This window comes from Endozoicomonas sp. GU-1 (assembly GCF_027366395.1).
Taxonomy (GTDB): domain Bacteria; phylum Pseudomonadota; class Gammaproteobacteria; order Pseudomonadales; family Endozoicomonadaceae; genus Endozoicomonas.
Genome location: NZ_CP114771.1, coordinates 5,467,740 through 5,486,154, shown reverse-complemented (window position 1 = coordinate 5,486,154; position 18,415 = coordinate 5,467,740). Strand labels below are relative to the sequence as shown.

Here is an 18,415-nt window from a genome sequence, read left to right as displayed (position 1 = left end):
TTTCCAGGGAATGTACAGGGATGTACAGTATCCTGGAAATGCAGGAGCAATACTCCGCAAACACTTAAAGCGTCATCACCTTCAACAAATCCAACGCACTGATTACCCCCTTCAGTGAGCGATCCCTGGTGACCATAACCCGGTGAATACGCCCTTTAACCATCGCTTCAGCGACGTGGATCAGCGGTGTATCCGGAGACACTTCAAACACCATCGGCGTCATAATATCATTGACCAGAACGGACTGATCCACCAGATCATGAAACGAGCGCTGATCTTCCGGTGACAGTGAATCATCGATCATGGTGCTGTAAAAATCATCGTCCCGCCTGGCCAGATCAACCAGACCACTGCCTGCCTGCCGGACAATATCGGAAAATGACACAACGCCAATCAACTGTCCGGCATTATTCACCACCGGCGCACCGGAAATGGCCTTATCCGTCAAAAAGCGCGCCAGCCGATCCACTGACCAGTCAGAGGGAACAGTCATCACCTTCTGACACATGATTTGTTCAGCCGTCATGCTAACTAAGGGGTTGTCATTATTCATATCCCTGGCTCCCGGAAGAAACACCTTCGGGATCAGTATGACCTATTGCGGCAAACCACTATCTTGACCCAGATCAATATTCAGGATGAACAGAGAGTAACCGTCACTGTGCCATCACCCCCGGTTAAGCTGAAGCAGCTTATGGGAATGCCATTCCCCTTCCCACAGGTTTATGACCTGTTTAAAACCAGCGTCTTCTGACCATTGCCGAAACGTCTGCACCTCTTCCGGAAAGTCACAGTCCGTGATATGAGCACTCAATGCCTCCAACTCCTGAACTGACATGGCTGTCCAGTTGGAATGCATATAAGCCAGATAATTTGTAAGGTATCGCTGCCTGGATTCGCCGGGCTGTAAAAATACATCGTAGATAAACATCACCCCATGCTCTCGCAGACAGCGATAAGCCATCTCCAGGCACCGTTTTTTGTCATCAAACGACAGGTGATGGATACAAAACCCGGCGAGAATAATGTCAAACTGACCATCACAGGACGATAAAAAATCCATCATATCCTGACAGTCAAGTTGGAACGCCACATCCCTGCCGTTAAAACGCCGGGTCAAAACCTCAAGAGCCGCAGCAGAACTATCAACGCCCCGATACGCATTGACCGTCAGCTCCGGTAGCAGCTGGAAAAACACCTCGGCATCGCCACAGCCCAGATCAAGAATATCCAAACCTTGCGACAGCGGCTCTATCTGTCTGAGGATATGGTCAGCAATACTGTTGTGCCCCATGTAGCCCTGGTCAACAACGGTTCGATAGGTACGCCACTGCTGGAAGAAATTGTCCATGCTGTTAGTCTTTTTAGATCGGGTGATCAACCAAGCATAGACGAACCCACAGCGGTTACGCCCCATTCAATAAGCGTTACAATCAGGCCAGACGAATAAAGGCATGGAGTGAATGCTTGCATGAAAACACTGGTTGTCTTTGCCCACCCGGTTCCTGAGAGTTACAACGCCAGCATCTTGCAGGTGGTGTCTGATGAGCTGCGGGCAAAATCATTTGAGGTACACACGCTGGATCTCTATCAGGAAAATTTTGAGCCCAGAATGAGCACCGCCGAGCGAAGAACCTATAAGGACAGGAACAACACCGCTACCGTCGAGAACTATGTGCAACAACTGCAATGGGCTGAAGCCCTGATCATGATCTATCCCACCTGGTGGATGGGACCGCCAGCCATCCTGAAGGGCTGGCTGGATCGAGTCTGGCTTCCCTCGGTCGTGGCTGATTTTGGTCCGGATGGGGTAAAGCCAAAGCTAACCAACCTGAAGAAGATTCTGATCATTACCACCCAGGGCGCATCCCGCTGGCGGATGGCCCTGATCGGTAACCCACCCCGCAAAATGATGAAACTGAGCCTGAAGGCCGTCACCCAATGCAGGGATATTGACTGGCTGACCCTGTACCGCATGGATAAGATTGCCAGACCCCGGTTAAGCCAGTTTCTGGACAGAGTCCGCCAGAAAATCAAACACTTTTAGTCATCCACCACTGACAGGGATGGCACGGCCGGGGCCTGCTGATGACGTAACCACAGTTTTGCCGTCATGTGCCTGGCCATATCCCGGTAGATCATGGCGATCTGTGATTCCGGTTCAGAAACAACCGTAGGCGCGCCCTGGTCTGCCTGTTCACGAATCATCATGGAAAGTGGCAGGGAGCCCAAAAGGTCGATTGCAAACTGCTCAGCGATACGGCTTCCCCCACCTTCACCAAACAGATGCTCGGTATGGCCACAGTTTGAGCAGATATGCACCGCCATATTTTCCACCACGCCCAGAACAGGCACACCGACCTTGCGGAACAGCTCCACACCTTTTTGGGCATCAATCAGCGCCAGATCCTGAGGTGTTGTCACCACCACACTGCCGGAAACCGGAATTTTCTGTGCCAGGGTTAACTGAATGTCACCGGTGCCCGGAGGCAGGTCAATCACCAGGTAATCCAGATCATGCCACATCGTCTGAGTCAGCAACTGAATCAGGGCACCACTGACCATGGGGCCACGCCATACCACAGGGGTATCTTCGGTCACGAGAAACGCCATGGACATCACCTGGATACCATGGGCCTCAATGGGCACGAAAAATTTCTCATTCTTCACATCCGGCCGGGTGCCATCGGCAATACCAAACATCTGTCCCATACTCGGGCCATAGATATCGGCATCCAGAATGCCCACCCGCGCACCTTCTGCCGCCAGTGCCAGTGCCAGATTTGCTGCGGTGGTGGATTTACCCACCCCACCTTTACCGGAAGCCACGGCAATGATGTTCTTCACACCGGCCATGGTTTCCAGCTCACCCTGAACCGGTGCCGGATCCACTTGCCAGTTGACCGAAACATCCACCGACGCCACACCATCAACATCTTCGATTTTACTGGCCAGCATCTGGGCCACCCCATGACACAGGCCTTCGGCCGGGTACCCCAGCACCAGTGAAGCGCTGACGTTGCCATGGTCAATGTTCAGGGCTTCAAGACAGCCAGCATCCAGCAAATTGTTTTTCAGGTAAGGATCCTGATAGCTGCGGATCGCCGCTTCAATATCGGCTCGGCTTGGATTCATGGCCACACTCCAGTCGGCGGGAAAATAATATTCGGTTAAATGAGGGTTTGAGAAGAGAAATTCAAGAGGCCAGCTTTACGTACACATTACCGTCGCAGATTTACTGCCAATACTGTTGATTCGCAACGTTCAGAGCTCCCTGCATTGCATCAGGGATGATTCAGTATCAGCCCTGGTCAAACACTGTCCTTAACCGATCCCGGGCTGATGCCCCATTATCCGGATCAATACCTTGGGAAATCATCGTCTCCCGCTGATGCTGTTGCGCTGCCTCTTCTGCCAGGCGGGTGACTTCTTTGCTGCGACTATCTTCAATCCCTTTCAGGATACTGGCCTCAAGATCTTCACCTTCCAGTACCCGGTTGCAGAGTATTTCATAGTTTCGCTCAAATACCGGAAAAGCGATCCGTTGTTCCTCACTGCGCAGCATCATCCAACCGGTTTCACGGGCGGCAAGATAGACCGCAATATGCGACCATGAATAGTCTCTGTGCTGTTGCGGGGCATAACAGGCCTCATAATAAGCCTGTTGGGGCTCTTTTAACCCCACTTCATCGTATCGCAGCTTGCACTGCTCACGGATATCACTGAGATCGGGAAAAAATTTAGCGGTATCAAGCGCCTTTTTTGCCGCCATCAAAATACGACGGGGGCTGAATTCCTGCAGAGAGTTTTTCCAGACCCGCTTGGCACGGATGATATCTTCATGGGTTTGGAAAGCCCGCTTGAACTTCAGGGGATAAGCATCTTCCAGCAGCGTGAAAACCGCATTAATGGCATCAACATGATCGGCCCCGGAACGGGCCTGTTGCGTACCAGGGCCAGACGCTGCCGGATCACAGGCCGCAGGTGCTTGTTGAGCGATGGACCGCTGATCACTCGCCGTCTTCGAACTGGAAGCCGTCGTCCCAGCTCCGGTCTGTAAGCTTTTCAGCTGTTGATCGATGAGATCTTTGCCCTGTTTCACTTTGATTCCGCTTCCACTGGTAAATGACGTGGGATTTGAACTTGTTCTGCCAGGCTTTGCGCGCCTCACCCGTTTCATGCCAGTACAACTTGAAATCAACCAGCTGGGTAGCAATAAATTCCAGGGGTATGCCCTGATGGGCCTGGAGAAACTCCAGAATTCCCCGGGATGGAGCAAAATCTTCCGGCAAAGGCTGCACCCGGGCACCCTCAGGGATGACAGGCTGAGCCTGACCAAACACAGGGTGCTCTTCCTGCTTGCGGGTATCCGGCTCAATTTCCCAGGGTAATGCGCCCGCATTGCGCCGGCGAATATAATGTTTGTTCTCGTCAGTCATGTAATCAACAATACCTGCCTTCCCGTTTCTGGTCTAGCTTGACCAATGATATCACCCTGTTTGCCATACGGTTTCGTCAACGCAGAAAAAGCGACACAGGAATAACCATCGTCAGCCCGGACAGGGAAGTTTGCTGCTGAAGCCATGACATGGCAATGAGTAAAGGACACAAAACCATCAGCACTGGCTCATGACCAGTCAGCGCACTCGAACCAGAGTGCTTGTGAGGCCCGCGGGTCGCCTGATGAATGTAAGCCCATGTCTTGCTGACATTATTTTATCAACGATTGCCTCGAAACATAATTAAAAAATTCATGATACAAAACCATCTTTGTACGGCCGTAGATCACTAATATAATCATCAGTTGCAAAAATTAGCGCCCTGATTTCAAAAGAATTAAAAAATACGAACATTTACTTAGCGAGAAAATAGTCAACCCAGGAAACTTTCAAACGGTCTCAATGATCTGAAGAGGAGGTTTTTTAATCAGGAGAGTGAAAATGGACCTACAATACCCGGGTTCAGGTTACGATCATACAATCCACAGTCCCCGTGAGCAGAACCTTCCCCAATCGGCCACTGCGTCGTCCCGGGAAGAAGCAAAAACGCTTTACCACGGTATGAAGACTGATAAATTCTCGCCTGATTCTGATACTCTGCAACTCTCTTCTCACCTGCATCCCTCAGCAGAGGAACATGCCAAACAGCTTCCGACCAGAAAGCGAAAAATCCCGGATCAACACTATCAGTCAGCTTTCCCCCTGAACACCAACAAGGAGAGCACCAGCCAGTCGTTTTCTGCCCTAATCGCCAGGGCAGAAGAACAGGCTGAACGCTTAAGGATTTTATTAGAAGGACACACAGCGTCGCCGCCACGTTTAACCTCCACTAAACAGGAACATCGGGCTGATCAGCCTCAATCCCCCCTAAGCAGCTACCCGCCCCAACCGGCCAGGGCAACTGAAATTAAACCGATACTCCAACAGAGCCTCGAAACACAAATCACTGAACCGGACATCACTGGGCAGTCATCATCAGAAACATGGGCGGGACTGACCGTTCTGGATGATCCAGCTACTGCCTCACCGTTTGAACAGCCTGATGCCGACACTGCGGAAGCACCATCAGGCTCAACGGACAGCGCTTTGCCAAACCAGCTCTCACAGGACGACCAACTCAGTACCTCCTCATCCGCATCTTCTACAGAAGGTGTCTATGAAATTCAGGAATATCCAGTTGATGTGGAGACAGACCAGGGATCACCAGGAAGTCCCCTGGAGCAGTTTGTAACCGCTCATGAGTTTTTCAATCAAGAACAGTATCAATCAGGGCCTGAAACCAGCGGCAGTGACGATAGTGGTCATCTCGAAGAGGAAGTCATAACCAGAGATTCCGCGAGTTACCTGCCGTCTATGGATATCACAACCGAACCACCAGCAGCAGATCAGAATCCGATTACCCAAACCATAACCCACAGCCTTGAAAGTCAAGTGGGTGAGTTGGACATCAGCGGGGCTGATAAAGAAGATGACGATGCAACCTCAATCGATGCAACAGCAATCAATAACACACCTGAGAAAACGATCACTCCACCGGATAAAGCCTCAGTACTCTCATCGTTGAGTGATTCTGCCACAGCGACAGTCAGTTTGGCTGAAACCAAATTGAGCCCGAAAAATGAGGATGATATTCAGCTAACCTCTGAATCCATGCAAAAAGAAAAGCCTGTCTACAAGAAACTCACAATAAGTGTTGTATCTGTGGCCACCCCCCGTTTTTAAACCAGCAAAAAAAACACCTGAAAGACTGGACACCAATCAAAGCACCATTGCTAAGGATACCATAGTCCCAACCACCAGAAAAAAGTCGGTTAGATGGGCTCCATCGGTGGAACAACATCGCTCCACCTCCGTTCAAACAGAAACACAAAAACCACAGGCAGAGCCATTGAGAACCGGATCCGCATCCATTTCCAGTGCGGCAAAGTCTGTGGCCGGAGCAAAAAAAGCGGCAACCGTGGGTACGCCATCTGAATTATCTGACGGACCTCGCACTCGCAGTATTAAAATCACCTACGAGTACCGAAGGAGACATTACGAAGTTTACAAACAGACGTTTTCACCAAACACGCCCCTGGACGTTATTCAACAGCGAGTGAATGCTGAAATCAGCAAATTTAAAAGCTCGGGGTACAAAAGTCAGTACCCCATACGGGCCGAAATCAGCTCTGTGATAAAAGATCTTCCTGATAGCAAAAGAACGATGTCAGTGGATGTGCCAGGGTCCAGGAACGTAGAACGTCAAGATTCTGCTGCTACTCCAGCCTATGAGCAAAAAACAGCATCACTGCTTGATCAACTGAAAAACGCAGAAGCCGAGTCGGATTTTTACTAAACGTTGTTATTTTCCTGAAATCTGATGTCAAAGGACTGATCAGATATTCAGGAGCACCAATAACTACTTAACCAGCAGGGAGGTAAATGATTATCGTCAACGATGGAACTTTTTCAAGAATAGTGAACTCTAATTCAGGTGGTTCGCATTTAAAAATATCTCCCCAGGAGGCCGTTTGAGAATAGCCTTTCAGGGATATATTTCATTGCGTTCCTTTGCGAAACGGACACGTTGAGCCTTATGTACCGTTTCCATTAATAACAATTATTGATTAAAGGAGTATTTATGATTTCTTCTGGATCACTTTCGAATCCTTCCTCGCAGGTCCAAACATTGGCCCCCTCAGAGGCATCAGGTAAAAGCGGTGGAGATGATGGCCCAGCCCAACCTGGTTCCTTTGCCGGACATAAGGTCTGTGTTGTAGGGATTGACAGGGCGATACTGCTTCAGTGCCTTTACGAATTTGCTACTGGTCGTAATAATCATTTCCCGGAGATAAAAGAACTTATGGATAAAAGTTCAACTTGGGTTTTGAGTGATCAGGAGGCTCTGCAGCTGGCTTCTGATGAGTATCTACCCTCTTACAGATATATCAAAGGAAGGCTTGTCGATGTCTACATAAAGAATAACTATATCAACTTCCGCAGGTATAACGAACTCCATGGCGAGGGTCAATGTCAAGCCGCTGTTAAGGAGGCGATAAGTAGAGATTACGCCCTACAACAGAAATACGATCGTTTGGTACCCGGTCAAGAATGGCCGGAAAATTCTACAGACGATCCTTTACAAACCAGCAAAACCCCTAAAAAAATACCAGAATCTGAAGTTTTACCCGTCAAAAATGAGCAATTACGTCGTTTGCAGTCAACTGAGGGACCTGACTCTCCCGAGCCTCAGCCATCAGAAGGCCCTGAGGAAATGGACTATAAAAACCTGGCAAACGTGTTAAGGATATTAGCTGTTTATGATGTCCAGCCTCGACAGCAGTTGAGTAAACCCTAATACCCATTCTGCCGTTAATTTACCCGAACCGATCTTGCCCCTGGACATGCCATTTTCAGGGGCAGGGGTTATGAGCGAGGTCGAAAACGGTTCGGGATCGGATAGAACGTCTTTGCCTCACTTCTTAGTGCCTCGCCTTCCAATTAATGCCAGGCTAACGCAGGACTGTTCCGAATAGGCTTTCCCCTGGACAGTTTGTATAATGCCGCATACCCGTTTTTTTATCCGACCATCAAGACAGAATCGCATGAGCCAACGCAAAATACTTGTCACCAGTGCCCTGCCCTATGCCAACGGCCCTTTGCATATGGGGCATCTGGTGGAATACATCCAGACTGATATCTGGGTTCGTTTCCAGAAACTGTCTGGCAACCAATGCACCTACGTTTGTGCCGATGATGCCCACGGCACCGCCATCAGCCTCCATGCGGAAAAACAGGGCATTTCACCGGAAGAGTCGGTAGCTCGCATTAACATCGAACGGATTCGCGATTTTGGCGAGTTCCATGTGGCGTTTGATAATTACCACTCCACCCACTCAGAAGAGAACCGCAAGCTCTCAGAAGCAATTTACCTGGCTCTGAAGGAACAGGGCCATATTGTCAGTCGCAATATCATTCAGGCTTATGATCCTGAGAAACAGATGTTTCTGGCCGACCGTTACATCAAGGGTGACTGCCCGAAATGTGGTGCCTCTGGTCAGTATGGCGACAACTGTGAAGCCTGTGGAGCGACTTACTCACCAGCAGAACTGAAAAACGCCCGGTCAGCCATTTCCGGTGCCGCCCCCGTGGACAAAGAGAGTGAGCATTTCTTCTTTAAACTCTCGAATTTTGCTGACTTCCTGAAGCAGTGGACCCGCTCTGGCACCATCTCCGAGGAAATTGCCAACAAACTGGCGGAGTGGCTGGATGCTGGCCTGCAGGACTGGGACATCTCCCGTGATGCGCCTTACTTCGGCTTTGAAATCCCCGGAGAAACCGGTAAATACTTCTATGTATGGCTGGATGCGCCCATTGGTTATATGGCGGCATTTGAAAACCTCTGCCAGCGCCGCGATGACCTGAACTTTGATGAGTACTGGCAGAAAGACAGCCAGTGCGAGGTGCATCACTTTATTGGCAAGGACATTGTCAACTTCCACTGCCTGTTCTGGCCTGCCATGCTCCAAGGTACCAACTATCGCACCCCAACCCGTGTGAATGTGCATGGTTATCTGACCATCAACGGTGAAAAGATGTCCAAGTCCCGTGGTACATTCATCACCGCCCGGACTTACCTGGAACACCTGGACCCTGAGTATCTGCGTTATTACTACGCCGCCAAACTCTCCAACCGTATTGATGACCTTGACCTGAATACCGATGACTTTATCCAACGGGTAAACTCGGATCTGGTGGGCAAGGTGGTCAATATTGCCAGCCGTAATGCCGGTTTTATCAATAAGCGTTTTGGCGGCAGGCTTTCTTCTGATAACAGTGCACCGGAACTCACCGCCGACTTCCAGGAAGCGGCACAGCGTATTGCCGGGCACTATGAAGGCCGCGAATTTGGCAAGGCGATGCGTGAGATCATGGCCCTGGCAGACAAAGCCAATGCCTGGATTGACGAAGTGAAGCCATGGGTAGTTGCCAAAGAACAGGGCAACTCTCTTGAGAAAAGACAGGTACTTCATGACATCTGCAGCACCGGCATCAACCTGTTCCGACTGCTGATGATCTACCTGAAGCCGGTACTGCCAGCCATGACGGTGAAAGCGGAGGCCTTCCTCAATGTTGCCCCTCTCACCTGGCAAGACAGCCAGACCCTGCTCCTGGATCACAACGTCAATAAATTTGAACCATTGATGACCCGTGTCGAAGCCGATAAAGTAGCGTCCATGATCGCAGCCAGTAAGGAGGTCCTGGCCCAGATGGAATCATCCAATAAGCCAGCTGAAACGTCTGCTGTTTCTTCTGAATGGTTAGAGAAAGACCCTGTTGCTGACGAAATCATCTTTGATGACTTCGCCAGGGTCGATCTTCGTATCGCCAGAATTATCAACGCCGAACTGGTGGAAGGGGCGGGCAAACTGCTGCGTCTGACCCTGGATATTGGCGAACCCGAACCTCGCAATGTCTTTGCCGGCATCAAGTCTGCCTATGCACCAGAAGCCCTGGTGGGCAAACATACGGTTATGGTGGCCAATCTGGCGCCACGTAAAATGAAGTTTGGTGTGAGTGAAGGCATGGTATTGGCCGCAGGCCCCGGCGGTAAGGATCTGTGGATTCTTGAGCCTCACGAAGGTGCCCAGCCTGGCATGCGGGTGATGTAATCGTCCTCAGCCATGGAAACAGAGCGTAGCCCGAGAGCTGCGCTCTTACGTCCATATCACCGGGCTGATTACCACGATATCCGCTTGATCTCCTTCTCTTATCCGCCCGGCGTCGATACCAAACCACTGAGCCTGATCCCCGGTAAAACTCCAGTCTTTTTGTCCAGCCAGCACGCTGACCGAAAACAGATCGGTTGGTTCTCAAACATCAGCGCATTGCAAGCCAGTCGTTTTCCCGGTTGCATCAGATAATACCAATTCCGCTTTCTAAATATGAGATCGAGCAAGTCATTTTGGACAGCTGGGCAAGGCGGAATGACGAGTAATAGCAGGGCTATTGCGAGGAATTCCAACGAAGATCCAGCTGTTCAAAATGGCTGCGCAGTTCATATTTAGAAAGTGGAATTGGTATAAGGCGATCTCAGCAAATGAAACTGAACCCGATCCTACCAACACGGTCACACTTCTTCCCATGAACTTTTTCTTCAGAAACCTGTCTTATAACGGTGGCTGTTTGACACTCAACAACATACCAATCACAAGCTTAAAGGAATAAGAGTATGCAGAGCCCCAAAATAACAGCGAACAATGTCGGTGCAGCTTTCCAATTGCAGACTTACGGTAGCAATTCCGGCAACACTTACCTCCTGTTACATGTCTTCCAGGTCCAGGAAGACCGTTACCGATTTTTTGCTGGCAAGTCAATCAACGATAAACTCCACAAAGTTCCGGTAACCTTTTCCAGGGCTGACACCTGTCATATTCCTTTACAAAACACCCTCACCCAGTTCCATGTACGTCCGATCGAAGATATTAAATCCCTGTTCCCTCAGGAAGACTCAAAGCCACCGCACGAGTTAAATCACGCCATTAACCAGGATCACCCATACGCCATACCCCGGAAGTTTTAAAGATGAATACCAATAATAAAGTTGGCCTGCCTAATGACTATAACGCTTTAGCTTTTGAGACCGTAACGCCTCAAAAAAGACAGGCAAATTCTACATGCGATCATCGACAGCCCAGTAAAATCGCTAAAATGACAACAGAAACTGAGGTTTCGCCCGTCAAAAATGAGCCGTTACCTGAGACCAATGATCCGACAGAAAATGGCACCAGCCACGATGTCACCATTGTTCCCGGCCAGAACTGCTTTCCATTACTGGCCATGCCAAGTGAACCTTTATTACGGATTTTGGGTTATCTTTCACACAGAGATATTGTGGCGATAGAAAAAACCTGTCTGGATTTAAGGAATTTAGCCGCCCGGCTGCTGACCGTCAGGAGCCAGGCATGGTACGCACAGTTCGAGACATCACAACAGCAGCAATTCACCCGGATCGCGAAAAACATCAGCCAACACAAACTGAAAGCCTGGCTTATGCAGTTTACCCGTGATGAAGTGCTGGTCAGCCGTCTTTGCAGCCAGCTGGCCGGGGAGGCAACAGACGACCTTGAGGCCTGCAACCCGCAAAAGATAACATCGTTCCCTCAACGCCTGTTTTACCGGGTGGCTAAACTCATGTTTGACTTTCCAGTCTTTAACCCGGGTTTAGTATCAGACATTCAGTGCAAGTCCTTTAAATCCGACCTGTGCCTACTCACTCCCAGTGATGTCAGCTACCTGGTAACCAACTGTGACGGTGCCGATTGCTGTGCAAAAATTCATGTCCTGTCAGCGAAGAACCTTGACCACAGGGAGATCTCCATTCATCGCTGGGGCTGCGTCAGGGCGGTCTCCCTCAGCGCTGATCAACGCCATATAATGAGCAGCTGTGGCTACCGGGCGGTAAAAATCTCCAGCCGTACTGCCACTGACTGCTGGGCAGGGCAACTCTTCGTTGCCCATGAAAAGGAGATCCGGTTCGCCACCTTCAGCCCCGATAGTCGCCATGCAGTGACGGCCAGTGATGATATGAGTGCATGCATCTGCTCAGTGGATCAAACTGGCTGCTGGGCATTAACAGCGAGGATTACCCATGAGGGGGTTGTTAATTCAGCTGAATTCAGCCCTGATAGCCGCCTGCTAGTGACTGCCAGTGATGATCACACCGTAAAAATCCATGAGTTTGCCAACGGCACATGGCTGACAAGAACCACCCTGAACCATAATGGCAGGGTGTTCTCAGCCAGGTTCAGCCCGGATGGCAACCATATCATCACCGTCAGCCGTAATCAGAATGGCGGCCAGGCAGCAACGATTTACAGCATTAATGCCGATGGCCGTTGGACAAAAAAAGCCGACATCACCCACTCAGAATGGATTTGGACAGCTTTCTTCAGCCCTGACAGCAGACATGTCGTGACGGCCAGTAGCGATCATACCTGCAAAATCTTCAGTTGTGACACCGGCAACAATTGGCAGTTTAAAGCGATTATTCACCATACCGGGCGGGTTAGCTCTGCCCGCTTTAGTCCCAATAGTCTCCTGATAATAACAGCCAGTGATGATTGCTCGGCGAAAATCTACGAGTTTGATGTAGACCACAGGAGTTGGTCACAGCAATATTCCATTACCCATAAACGTCAAATCACCTCCACCCAATTCAGCGCTGATAGCTGCCGAATTTTGACCTTGTCCGGAAACAACTCAACAAACCACAGCGTCAATCACCAAGCCAGAATCCACTCTCGTAATGCCAGTGGCCAGTGGTTGCAAATTGGCAATATTGTACCAGAAAGCGGGGTTCAATCAGGTCAGTTTAACCACGATGGCTCCCATGTTGCCATCTGTGACTGCAGCGGCAAAGCCCTGATCATTGGCATTGAGGCTGATCGCAAAGAGTTACCGGTAAAAGCCTCCCTGCACCACTCTTACCGGCTCGGCCTGGCAGAATTCAATGCCAACAGCAGCCATATCGTCACCATAAGCCTTGATACCACGCAATTTAAAGTCTGGTGCCTGTATGGGAAGGGTTTAGCGCCACCGTCGCCCTCGAAACTTACCTGTTTGCCGTTGCCGCCTCCATGCAAAAATAGTCCGCAAGCTGATCCACAGTTGAATGGTTAGAGACTGTCTGAGCATAGCGCCTGTTGCGAGGTGGCATTCATTAGCAGGGCTTATTTGCTATTCTTCCGGGTCTGTCGATTACACTGAGTCGATTTCATCCTGGGTCAGATAGCGCCACTCCCCCGGCCTCAGGGATAGATCAAGGGCAATATCCCCAACCTGTTCGCGATGCAGACTCATCACTTTATTGCCAATGGCCGCAAACATACGCTTAACCTGATGATATTTACCCTCAGTAATGGTCAACAATACCTCTGAGGGTGTCAGAACTTCCAGTAAGGCAGGCTTGGTCGGAGCTTTCTCACCTTTCAATTCAATACCGCTGGCGAACCGCTCAATCAGTTCTGCGGTCGTATCTTCTGGCAGAGGGTCGGCTAATTGCACGCGATAGCGCTTGCCACACACTTTTACCGGCGAGGTCAGGCGATGGGACCATTGCCCATCATCGGTAATCAGTACCAGCCCTGTCGTATCTGCATCCAGGCGGCCAGCGATATGGAGTGAATAAGCTTTGGGAATATCCAGCAACGAGAGAACCGATGGATAGACCTCATCCACATTGGAACAGAGGGTATCTTCGGGTTTGTTGAGCATGATATAGCGCAGCCCGCGAGCTTTAACCAGCTCACCCAGCAAACGGACTTCACAGGTATCCGGCACCTTGAAGGCACTGTTTTTTACCACAATGCCATCACAGGTCACTTCACCGCGGTGCAAACATTTTTTGGCATTGGCACGTGAGAGTTCGGTACTTTCGCAGAGGTATTTATCTAAACGCATTCGGGGAAGACTCTGCATGAAAAGCGGGATGTTAATATCAAAGGAGCGTTATAGCCAGTAACAATGCAAGGAGCTGGGGAACATTCGCGCCTATCAATAAGCCCGGCAGGCTCCCGGTGACCTGATCGCCATTTTTTTGCAAAGTTGTTATCATAACAATCATTCCAAAAATAGGGATATTTTATGGCTGTCATTGTCAAGGGAAATACTACTCAACTGACAGGTTATGACGCTTTTAAATATGAATATAAAGCTCATAAGGGAATCAAGGGGATAATCAAAGGAATCATTGGTTTTTTTCTCGGTCGAAAAGTCACCCTTGCAGAAGGACGATCACCGTTGAAGAGCCATGCCCCTGAGGACCGCCTCTCGACTGTACTACCGGAGCGAAGTGTACAGGAATTAGCACCAGCAGATGAAACTCAATTGACAAAAGGGATCAATCCCAGGGACAGATCATCGTCTGTATCCACCTCCCAACCTGCTCAACTTAACGCTGATAGCCTTTCCGGTAGTGGGTCAAATGTGTGGGAACGAAGCTTCAGCCCCGCCCGCCCGGAGTTCCAAAATTCTGGACCACAGCCCCCCGTATATGTGAACGAATACCTCTTTCCCGATGAGAGTCAAAATCCCCAGAGTGAGTTACCTGATGAGTTCGATCACATAGCTCAACGCTTTAAGAAACAAATACCTCTTCTGAGTGAAGGCTCAGATTCTCTTAGTATGAAGCCCGAGCCTATTGATCAGGAAATACTGGTTTCGTTGGGACTCAGTCTGGATTTCCCTGATCAGGAAGAAAAGGTCATTATGGACTGGCTGGACAGTAGCGATTTTATGGATAAATCAGCCCGTCCAGAAACGGCTACCCTGGTCAAATACCTCATTCACCGCTGTGTGTTCAAACAAAATAAAGACTTATTTATGGATATTTGTGCATCCCTCGGCTCAAGAGCAGGCAGTAAATATCATATTCCCTTCAGGCATGAGAATTTAAGCCTCGCTTTCGTTGCCTTTCACAAACAGCTATTGTCAAATGACAAACAGTGGTCAGGCAAAGCCTGTCGGGTCATAGGCATGTGGTTAATCAATGAACTGGATAGTTATCTTAAAGAAATTGAACCACCAAAGACTCAGGAGAAAACAGACAGTGATGACATGTATGAACGCTGGGTGGATAAGATATCCGAGACAGGCATGGTTTTTGACGAAAATCAGCTGATTGATATTTCCCATGGCGGTGGGCGGTATTACTTAAAGAAGTTTCTTAATGGACAAGCCAGCGGGTATTATCATGGAGAATGCGGTCCTATCGGGATACAAGTACACCCGCACTATACCTTGTTTGATGGATTAAACAACGATAAAGACATTAAAAGACGCGAATTAGAAGAATATTCGCAAACATCATTACAATTTCTGGATTTACCTGCCCAGTTGACAGCCAAAATACCGACAAAACACTTGATTACCGGTAAATTTGGTAACGAAGCTATTATTAAAGCGAGCTCCGTCAGCGAACTTGTCGAGCCAGAAATAACCGTTCTTAATCGCTCCCTGCCTCCAGAGGAATCTGACCATCAGGAACCGGAACCCTGAACGTACATGTTAAACATTCCACGAATTGCTTTAACCATCCCAAACCACTCACTATTTTATGAATTTTCACATATTGGCTTTTCACGTCATCAGTCATAAAATACATCACCATTTATCCCCCTTCTAGAAAACCGTATTTCCCCTATGGTCGAGGAACTCCCCATTGCTTTTTTCTGAGCTGGCTCTCCATGAACGGGTGCAAAAAGCACTCACTGAACTCGGGTTTGAACAGGCCACCCCGGTTCAGGAACAAACCCTGCCCTTGGCCATGACCGGCAAGGATCTGATGGTCAGCGCAGAAACCGGCAGTGGTAAGACCGCAGCGTTTCTGCTGCCCATGCTCAACCAGATGCACACCACCCCTTCACCGAAAACCAGTACCCGGGCACTGGTGCTCGTGCCTACCCGGGAGTTGGGTCTGCAGGTGTTAAAAGAGTGTGAAGCCCTGGCACGCTATACCTACATCAAGGCGGGGCTGATCGTTGGTGGTGAGGACTATCGCCATCAGGTGAACACTCTGCGCAAAAACCCGGAGATCCTTATTGCCACCCCCGGCCGCCTGATTGAGCATATAAAAAACGGCAACCACGATTTCAGTGACCTGGAATACCTGGTACTGGATGAAGCAGACCGTATGCTGGATATGGGTTTTGGTCCCGATGTTTTGAGCATCGTGGAAGAGTGCCATGGCGAACGCCAGACCTTCCTGTTCTCAGCGACCCTGGAAGCCCGGGGCCTGGGTGAAATGGCCTACCAGGTATTGAGCGATCCTACCCGTCTGCGGCTGAATTCTGTCCAGGAAAAGCACGCCAATATCCACCAGCAGATTATTCTCTCGGACGATACCGCCCATAAAGAAAAACAGCTGATCTGGCTGCTTCGGAATGAAACCTATGGCAAAGCCCTGGTGTTCACCAATACCAAAGCCAGGGCTGAGGAGTTTGTGGGCAAAATCCGGGTTAAAGGCCTGAAGGTCGGCGTACTCCACGGGGATATGGACCAGCGGGAGCGCAAGCACGTTATGCGCCTGCTGCTGGATGGCAAGATCAACATTCTGATTGCCACCGATGTCGCAGCCCGTGGCCTGGATATCAAAGGCGTGGAACTGGTTATCAACCTGGAAATGGCCCGTAACGGTGATGACTATGTCCACCGGATTGGCCGTACCGGACGTGCCGGAGAACAGGGGCTGGCCATCTCCCTGATTGGGCCGGACGAATGGAACCGGATGTCGGGTATTGAACGCTACCTCCGGCTGCGGTTTGAGAAACGCACCATCAAAGAACTGCCGGGCAGCTATAAAGGCCCCAAAAAGCTGAAAAGCTCCGGCAAAGCCGCCGGCAAGAAAAAACCGGCCGGTAAAAAAGGCGCTGGTAAAAAACAACCGGCGGATAAACAACGTCACCGGGAGCAGAAGAACGTGGGCAAACGTCGCACACCGGCGGCCGAAGCCAAACCCACCACTGCAACCACCTCAACCGATTCCGGTTTTGAACCACCCAAGCGCAGGAAATAATACACATGAGCAATAACCTCCCTTTTTCCGCTCTTGGGCTGGATGAGTTGCTGATTCAGGCAGTCAACGAAGCGGGCTACCAGAATCCCACCCCGGTTCAGGCCAAAGCGATTCCCATGGCTTTAACTGGCCGTGACCTGATGGCATCTGCCCAGACCGGCACCGGTAAAACCGCCAGTTTCACCTTGCCAATCCTGCACCGGCTGGCGCAGATGAGAGCCAGCAAAGCCATCCGCGCCCTGGTGCTGGTCCCTACCCGGGAACTGGCCATTCAGGTTGATAATAGTTTCCAGACCTATGGCAAGCACACGGCTATCAAGACAGCTGCCGTCTATGGTGGCGTAGATATTGACGATCAGTTGCAGGTTCTGAAAGAAGGCGTTGATGTCCTGGTGGCGACACCCGGTCGTCTGGTGGACATGATCAACCGGCAGCATATCCAGCTGGACAACTTGAGAATACTGGTGCTGGACGAAGCCGACCGGATGCTGGACCTGGGCTTCCGTGACGATATTCAACGCATTGTGCAAAACGCGCCGACAAAACGTCAGAACCTGTTGTTCTCCGCCACCTTTTCCAAAGACATTAAACAGCTGGCCCATGAATTCATGCGCCATCCGGTCACGATTGAACTGGAAAACCCCAACTCTGCCGCTAACACCGTGTCCCAGTCTTTCTACCCGGTGGACCAGCAGGATAAACCGGAGATTCTCAGTTATCTCATCCATGGTGGTCGCTGGCAGAAAGTGCTGGTGTTTGTCCGCACCAAAAAAGCCGCCAACAAGGTTGCCGAGTTGCTGGCAGAAGACGGCATCAATGCCCAGCCCATTCACAGCGATAAAAGTCAGTACCTGCGTATTCGCACACTGGAAGATTTTAAAGATAACTATTTTGATGTTCTGGTAGCAACGGATGTGGCCGCCAGAGGCCTGGATATCGAACAATTGCCGCTGGTCATCAATTATGACCTGCCCAAAATTCCCCAGGACTACGTGCACCGCATCGGCCGCACCGGCCGCGCCGGACAAAAAGGCAGGGCTATCTCCCTGGTTAACCCGGAAGAGAAAAAGTTATTGGCCGGTATCCAGCAGCTGATCAAAAAACCACTGGAAATAGAACCTCTGCCCTACTTTGAAGATGGCGAGGTGCGTCCTGCTGAGATTGATGAGCCCGCCGGTAAAACCCGCAACAAGCGCAGCAAACCTGACGCCCGAAAGCCTGGGATAAAACAACGTTCGGGTAATCAATCACGCAATGGCAGCACCAGAAAACCTTCAGGTAGTGCGCCAAAGAAAAGGCCTGCTGTTTTCTCCGGGAAAAAACGGAAGTCCTGATCTGGCTGATTCATTTCAACCGGATGAAA

16 protein-coding genes are annotated in these 18,415 nt (G+C 50.2%); 10 read left to right on the top strand and 6 right to left on the bottom strand.

Going from position 1 to position 18,415, the window contains the following annotated elements; all coding sequences use genetic code 11:
- Positions 1 to 64: 64 nt before the first annotated feature.
- Together O3276_RS23035 and O3276_RS23030 are read right to left on the bottom strand one after the other, a co-directional pair.
- Positions 65 to 553: a CBS domain-containing protein gene (locus O3276_RS23035; protein WP_101744861.1), complete on the bottom strand. Its 489-nt coding sequence runs from the start codon at positions 551 to 553 to the stop codon at positions 65 to 67.
- Between the two features lie 114 nt (positions 554 to 667).
- A complete protein-coding gene (locus O3276_RS23030; protein ID WP_269673396.1) occupies positions 668 to 1,351 on the bottom strand; it encodes a methyltransferase domain-containing protein in 684 nt (227 codons plus the stop codon).
- Between the two features lie 120 nt (positions 1,352 to 1,471).
- Here O3276_RS23030 and O3276_RS23025 point away from each other — a divergent pair, with 120 nt between their 5' ends.
- On the top strand, positions 1,472 to 2,047 hold the full coding sequence (locus O3276_RS23025) for an NAD(P)H-dependent oxidoreductase (protein WP_269673395.1): 576 nt from the start codon (positions 1,472 to 1,474) through the stop codon (positions 2,045 to 2,047).
- On the opposite strand, the gene apbC is transcribed toward O3276_RS23025, so the two are convergent.
- The 3 genes from apbC to O3276_RS23010 form a co-directional block, all read right to left on the bottom strand.
- Positions 2,044 to 3,135, bottom strand: coding sequence for an iron-sulfur cluster carrier protein ApbC (gene apbC, locus O3276_RS23020; RefSeq protein ID WP_269673394.1), 1,092 nt, complete (start codon positions 3,133 to 3,135; stop codon positions 2,044 to 2,046). The genes O3276_RS23025 and apbC overlap by 4 nt on opposite strands.
- 166 nt (positions 3,136 to 3,301) lie before the next feature.
- Positions 3,302 to 4,102, bottom strand: coding sequence for a replication protein P (locus O3276_RS23015; RefSeq protein WP_269673393.1), 801 nt, complete (start codon positions 4,100 to 4,102; stop codon positions 3,302 to 3,304).
- Entirely contained in the window at positions 4,011 to 4,439 is a 429-nt protein-coding gene (locus O3276_RS23010; protein ID WP_269673392.1) for a DnaT-like ssDNA-binding domain-containing protein, read from the bottom strand. Before O3276_RS23010 ends, O3276_RS23015 begins: the two co-directional genes overlap by 92 nt.
- 501 nt (positions 4,440 to 4,940) lie before the next feature.
- Between O3276_RS23010 and O3276_RS23005 the strand changes: the two genes are divergently transcribed.
- The 6 genes from O3276_RS23005 to O3276_RS22980 all read left to right on the top strand — a co-directional run bounded on the left by O3276_RS23005 (position 4,941) and on the right by O3276_RS22980 (position 13,160).
- Positions 4,941 to 6,221 (top strand): hypothetical protein, encoded by a 1,281-nt coding sequence (locus O3276_RS23005; RefSeq protein WP_269673391.1) that lies wholly within the window; start codon positions 4,941 to 4,943, stop codon positions 6,219 to 6,221.
- A 106-nt stretch (positions 6,222 to 6,327) separates the two neighbouring features.
- Positions 6,328 to 6,834, top strand: a complete 507-nt coding sequence (locus tag O3276_RS23000) for a hypothetical protein (protein WP_269673390.1) — start codon at positions 6,328 to 6,330, stop codon at positions 6,832 to 6,834.
- Between the two features lie 285 nt (positions 6,835 to 7,119).
- The gene (locus tag O3276_RS22995) at positions 7,120 to 7,836 is read left to right on the top strand and encodes a hypothetical protein (RefSeq protein WP_269673389.1); all 717 of its coding nucleotides are present in this window, start codon (positions 7,120 to 7,122) and stop codon (positions 7,834 to 7,836) included.
- A gap of 247 nt (positions 7,837 to 8,083) precedes the next feature.
- The gene (gene metG / locus O3276_RS22990) at positions 8,084 to 10,150 is read left to right on the top strand and encodes a methionine--tRNA ligase (RefSeq protein ID WP_442876548.1); all 2,067 of its coding nucleotides are present in this window, start codon (positions 8,084 to 8,086) and stop codon (positions 10,148 to 10,150) included.
- 560 nt (positions 10,151 to 10,710) lie between these two features.
- The gene (locus O3276_RS22985) at positions 10,711 to 11,061 is read left to right on the top strand and encodes a hypothetical protein (protein ID WP_269673387.1); all 351 of its coding nucleotides are present in this window, start codon (positions 10,711 to 10,713) and stop codon (positions 11,059 to 11,061) included.
- Positions 11,062 to 11,063: 2 nt separating this feature from the next.
- The gene (locus O3276_RS22980; protein WP_269673386.1) at positions 11,064 to 13,160 is read left to right on the top strand and encodes an F-box/WD repeat-containing protein; all 2,097 of its coding nucleotides are present in this window, start codon (positions 11,064 to 11,066) and stop codon (positions 13,158 to 13,160) included.
- Positions 13,161 to 13,238: 78 nt separating this feature from the next.
- Here O3276_RS22980 and rsuA read toward each other — a convergent pair whose 3' ends face one another.
- On the bottom strand, positions 13,239 to 13,940 hold the full coding sequence (rsuA, locus tag O3276_RS22975) for a 16S rRNA pseudouridine(516) synthase RsuA (RefSeq protein WP_269673385.1): 702 nt from the start codon (positions 13,938 to 13,940) through the stop codon (positions 13,239 to 13,241).
- A 183-nt stretch (positions 13,941 to 14,123) separates the two neighbouring features.
- Here rsuA and O3276_RS22970 point away from each other — a divergent pair, with 183 nt between their 5' ends.
- From O3276_RS22970 to O3276_RS22960, 3 genes are all read left to right on the top strand, one after another.
- The gene (locus O3276_RS22970; protein ID WP_269673384.1) at positions 14,124 to 15,536 is read left to right on the top strand and encodes a hypothetical protein; all 1,413 of its coding nucleotides are present in this window, start codon (positions 14,124 to 14,126) and stop codon (positions 15,534 to 15,536) included.
- Positions 15,537 to 15,699: 163 nt separating this feature from the next.
- Positions 15,700 to 17,052 carry a DEAD/DEAH box helicase gene (locus tag O3276_RS22965; protein WP_269673383.1) on the top strand — a complete coding sequence of 451 codons (1,353 nt, stop codon included), beginning with the start codon at positions 15,700 to 15,702 and terminating at the stop codon, positions 17,050 to 17,052.
- A gap of 5 nt (positions 17,053 to 17,057) precedes the next feature.
- Complete coding sequence (locus O3276_RS22960) at positions 17,058 to 18,386, top strand: DEAD/DEAH box helicase (protein WP_269673382.1); 1,329 nt, start codon at positions 17,058 to 17,060, stop codon at positions 18,384 to 18,386.
- Positions 18,387 to 18,415: the final 29 nt, after the last annotated feature.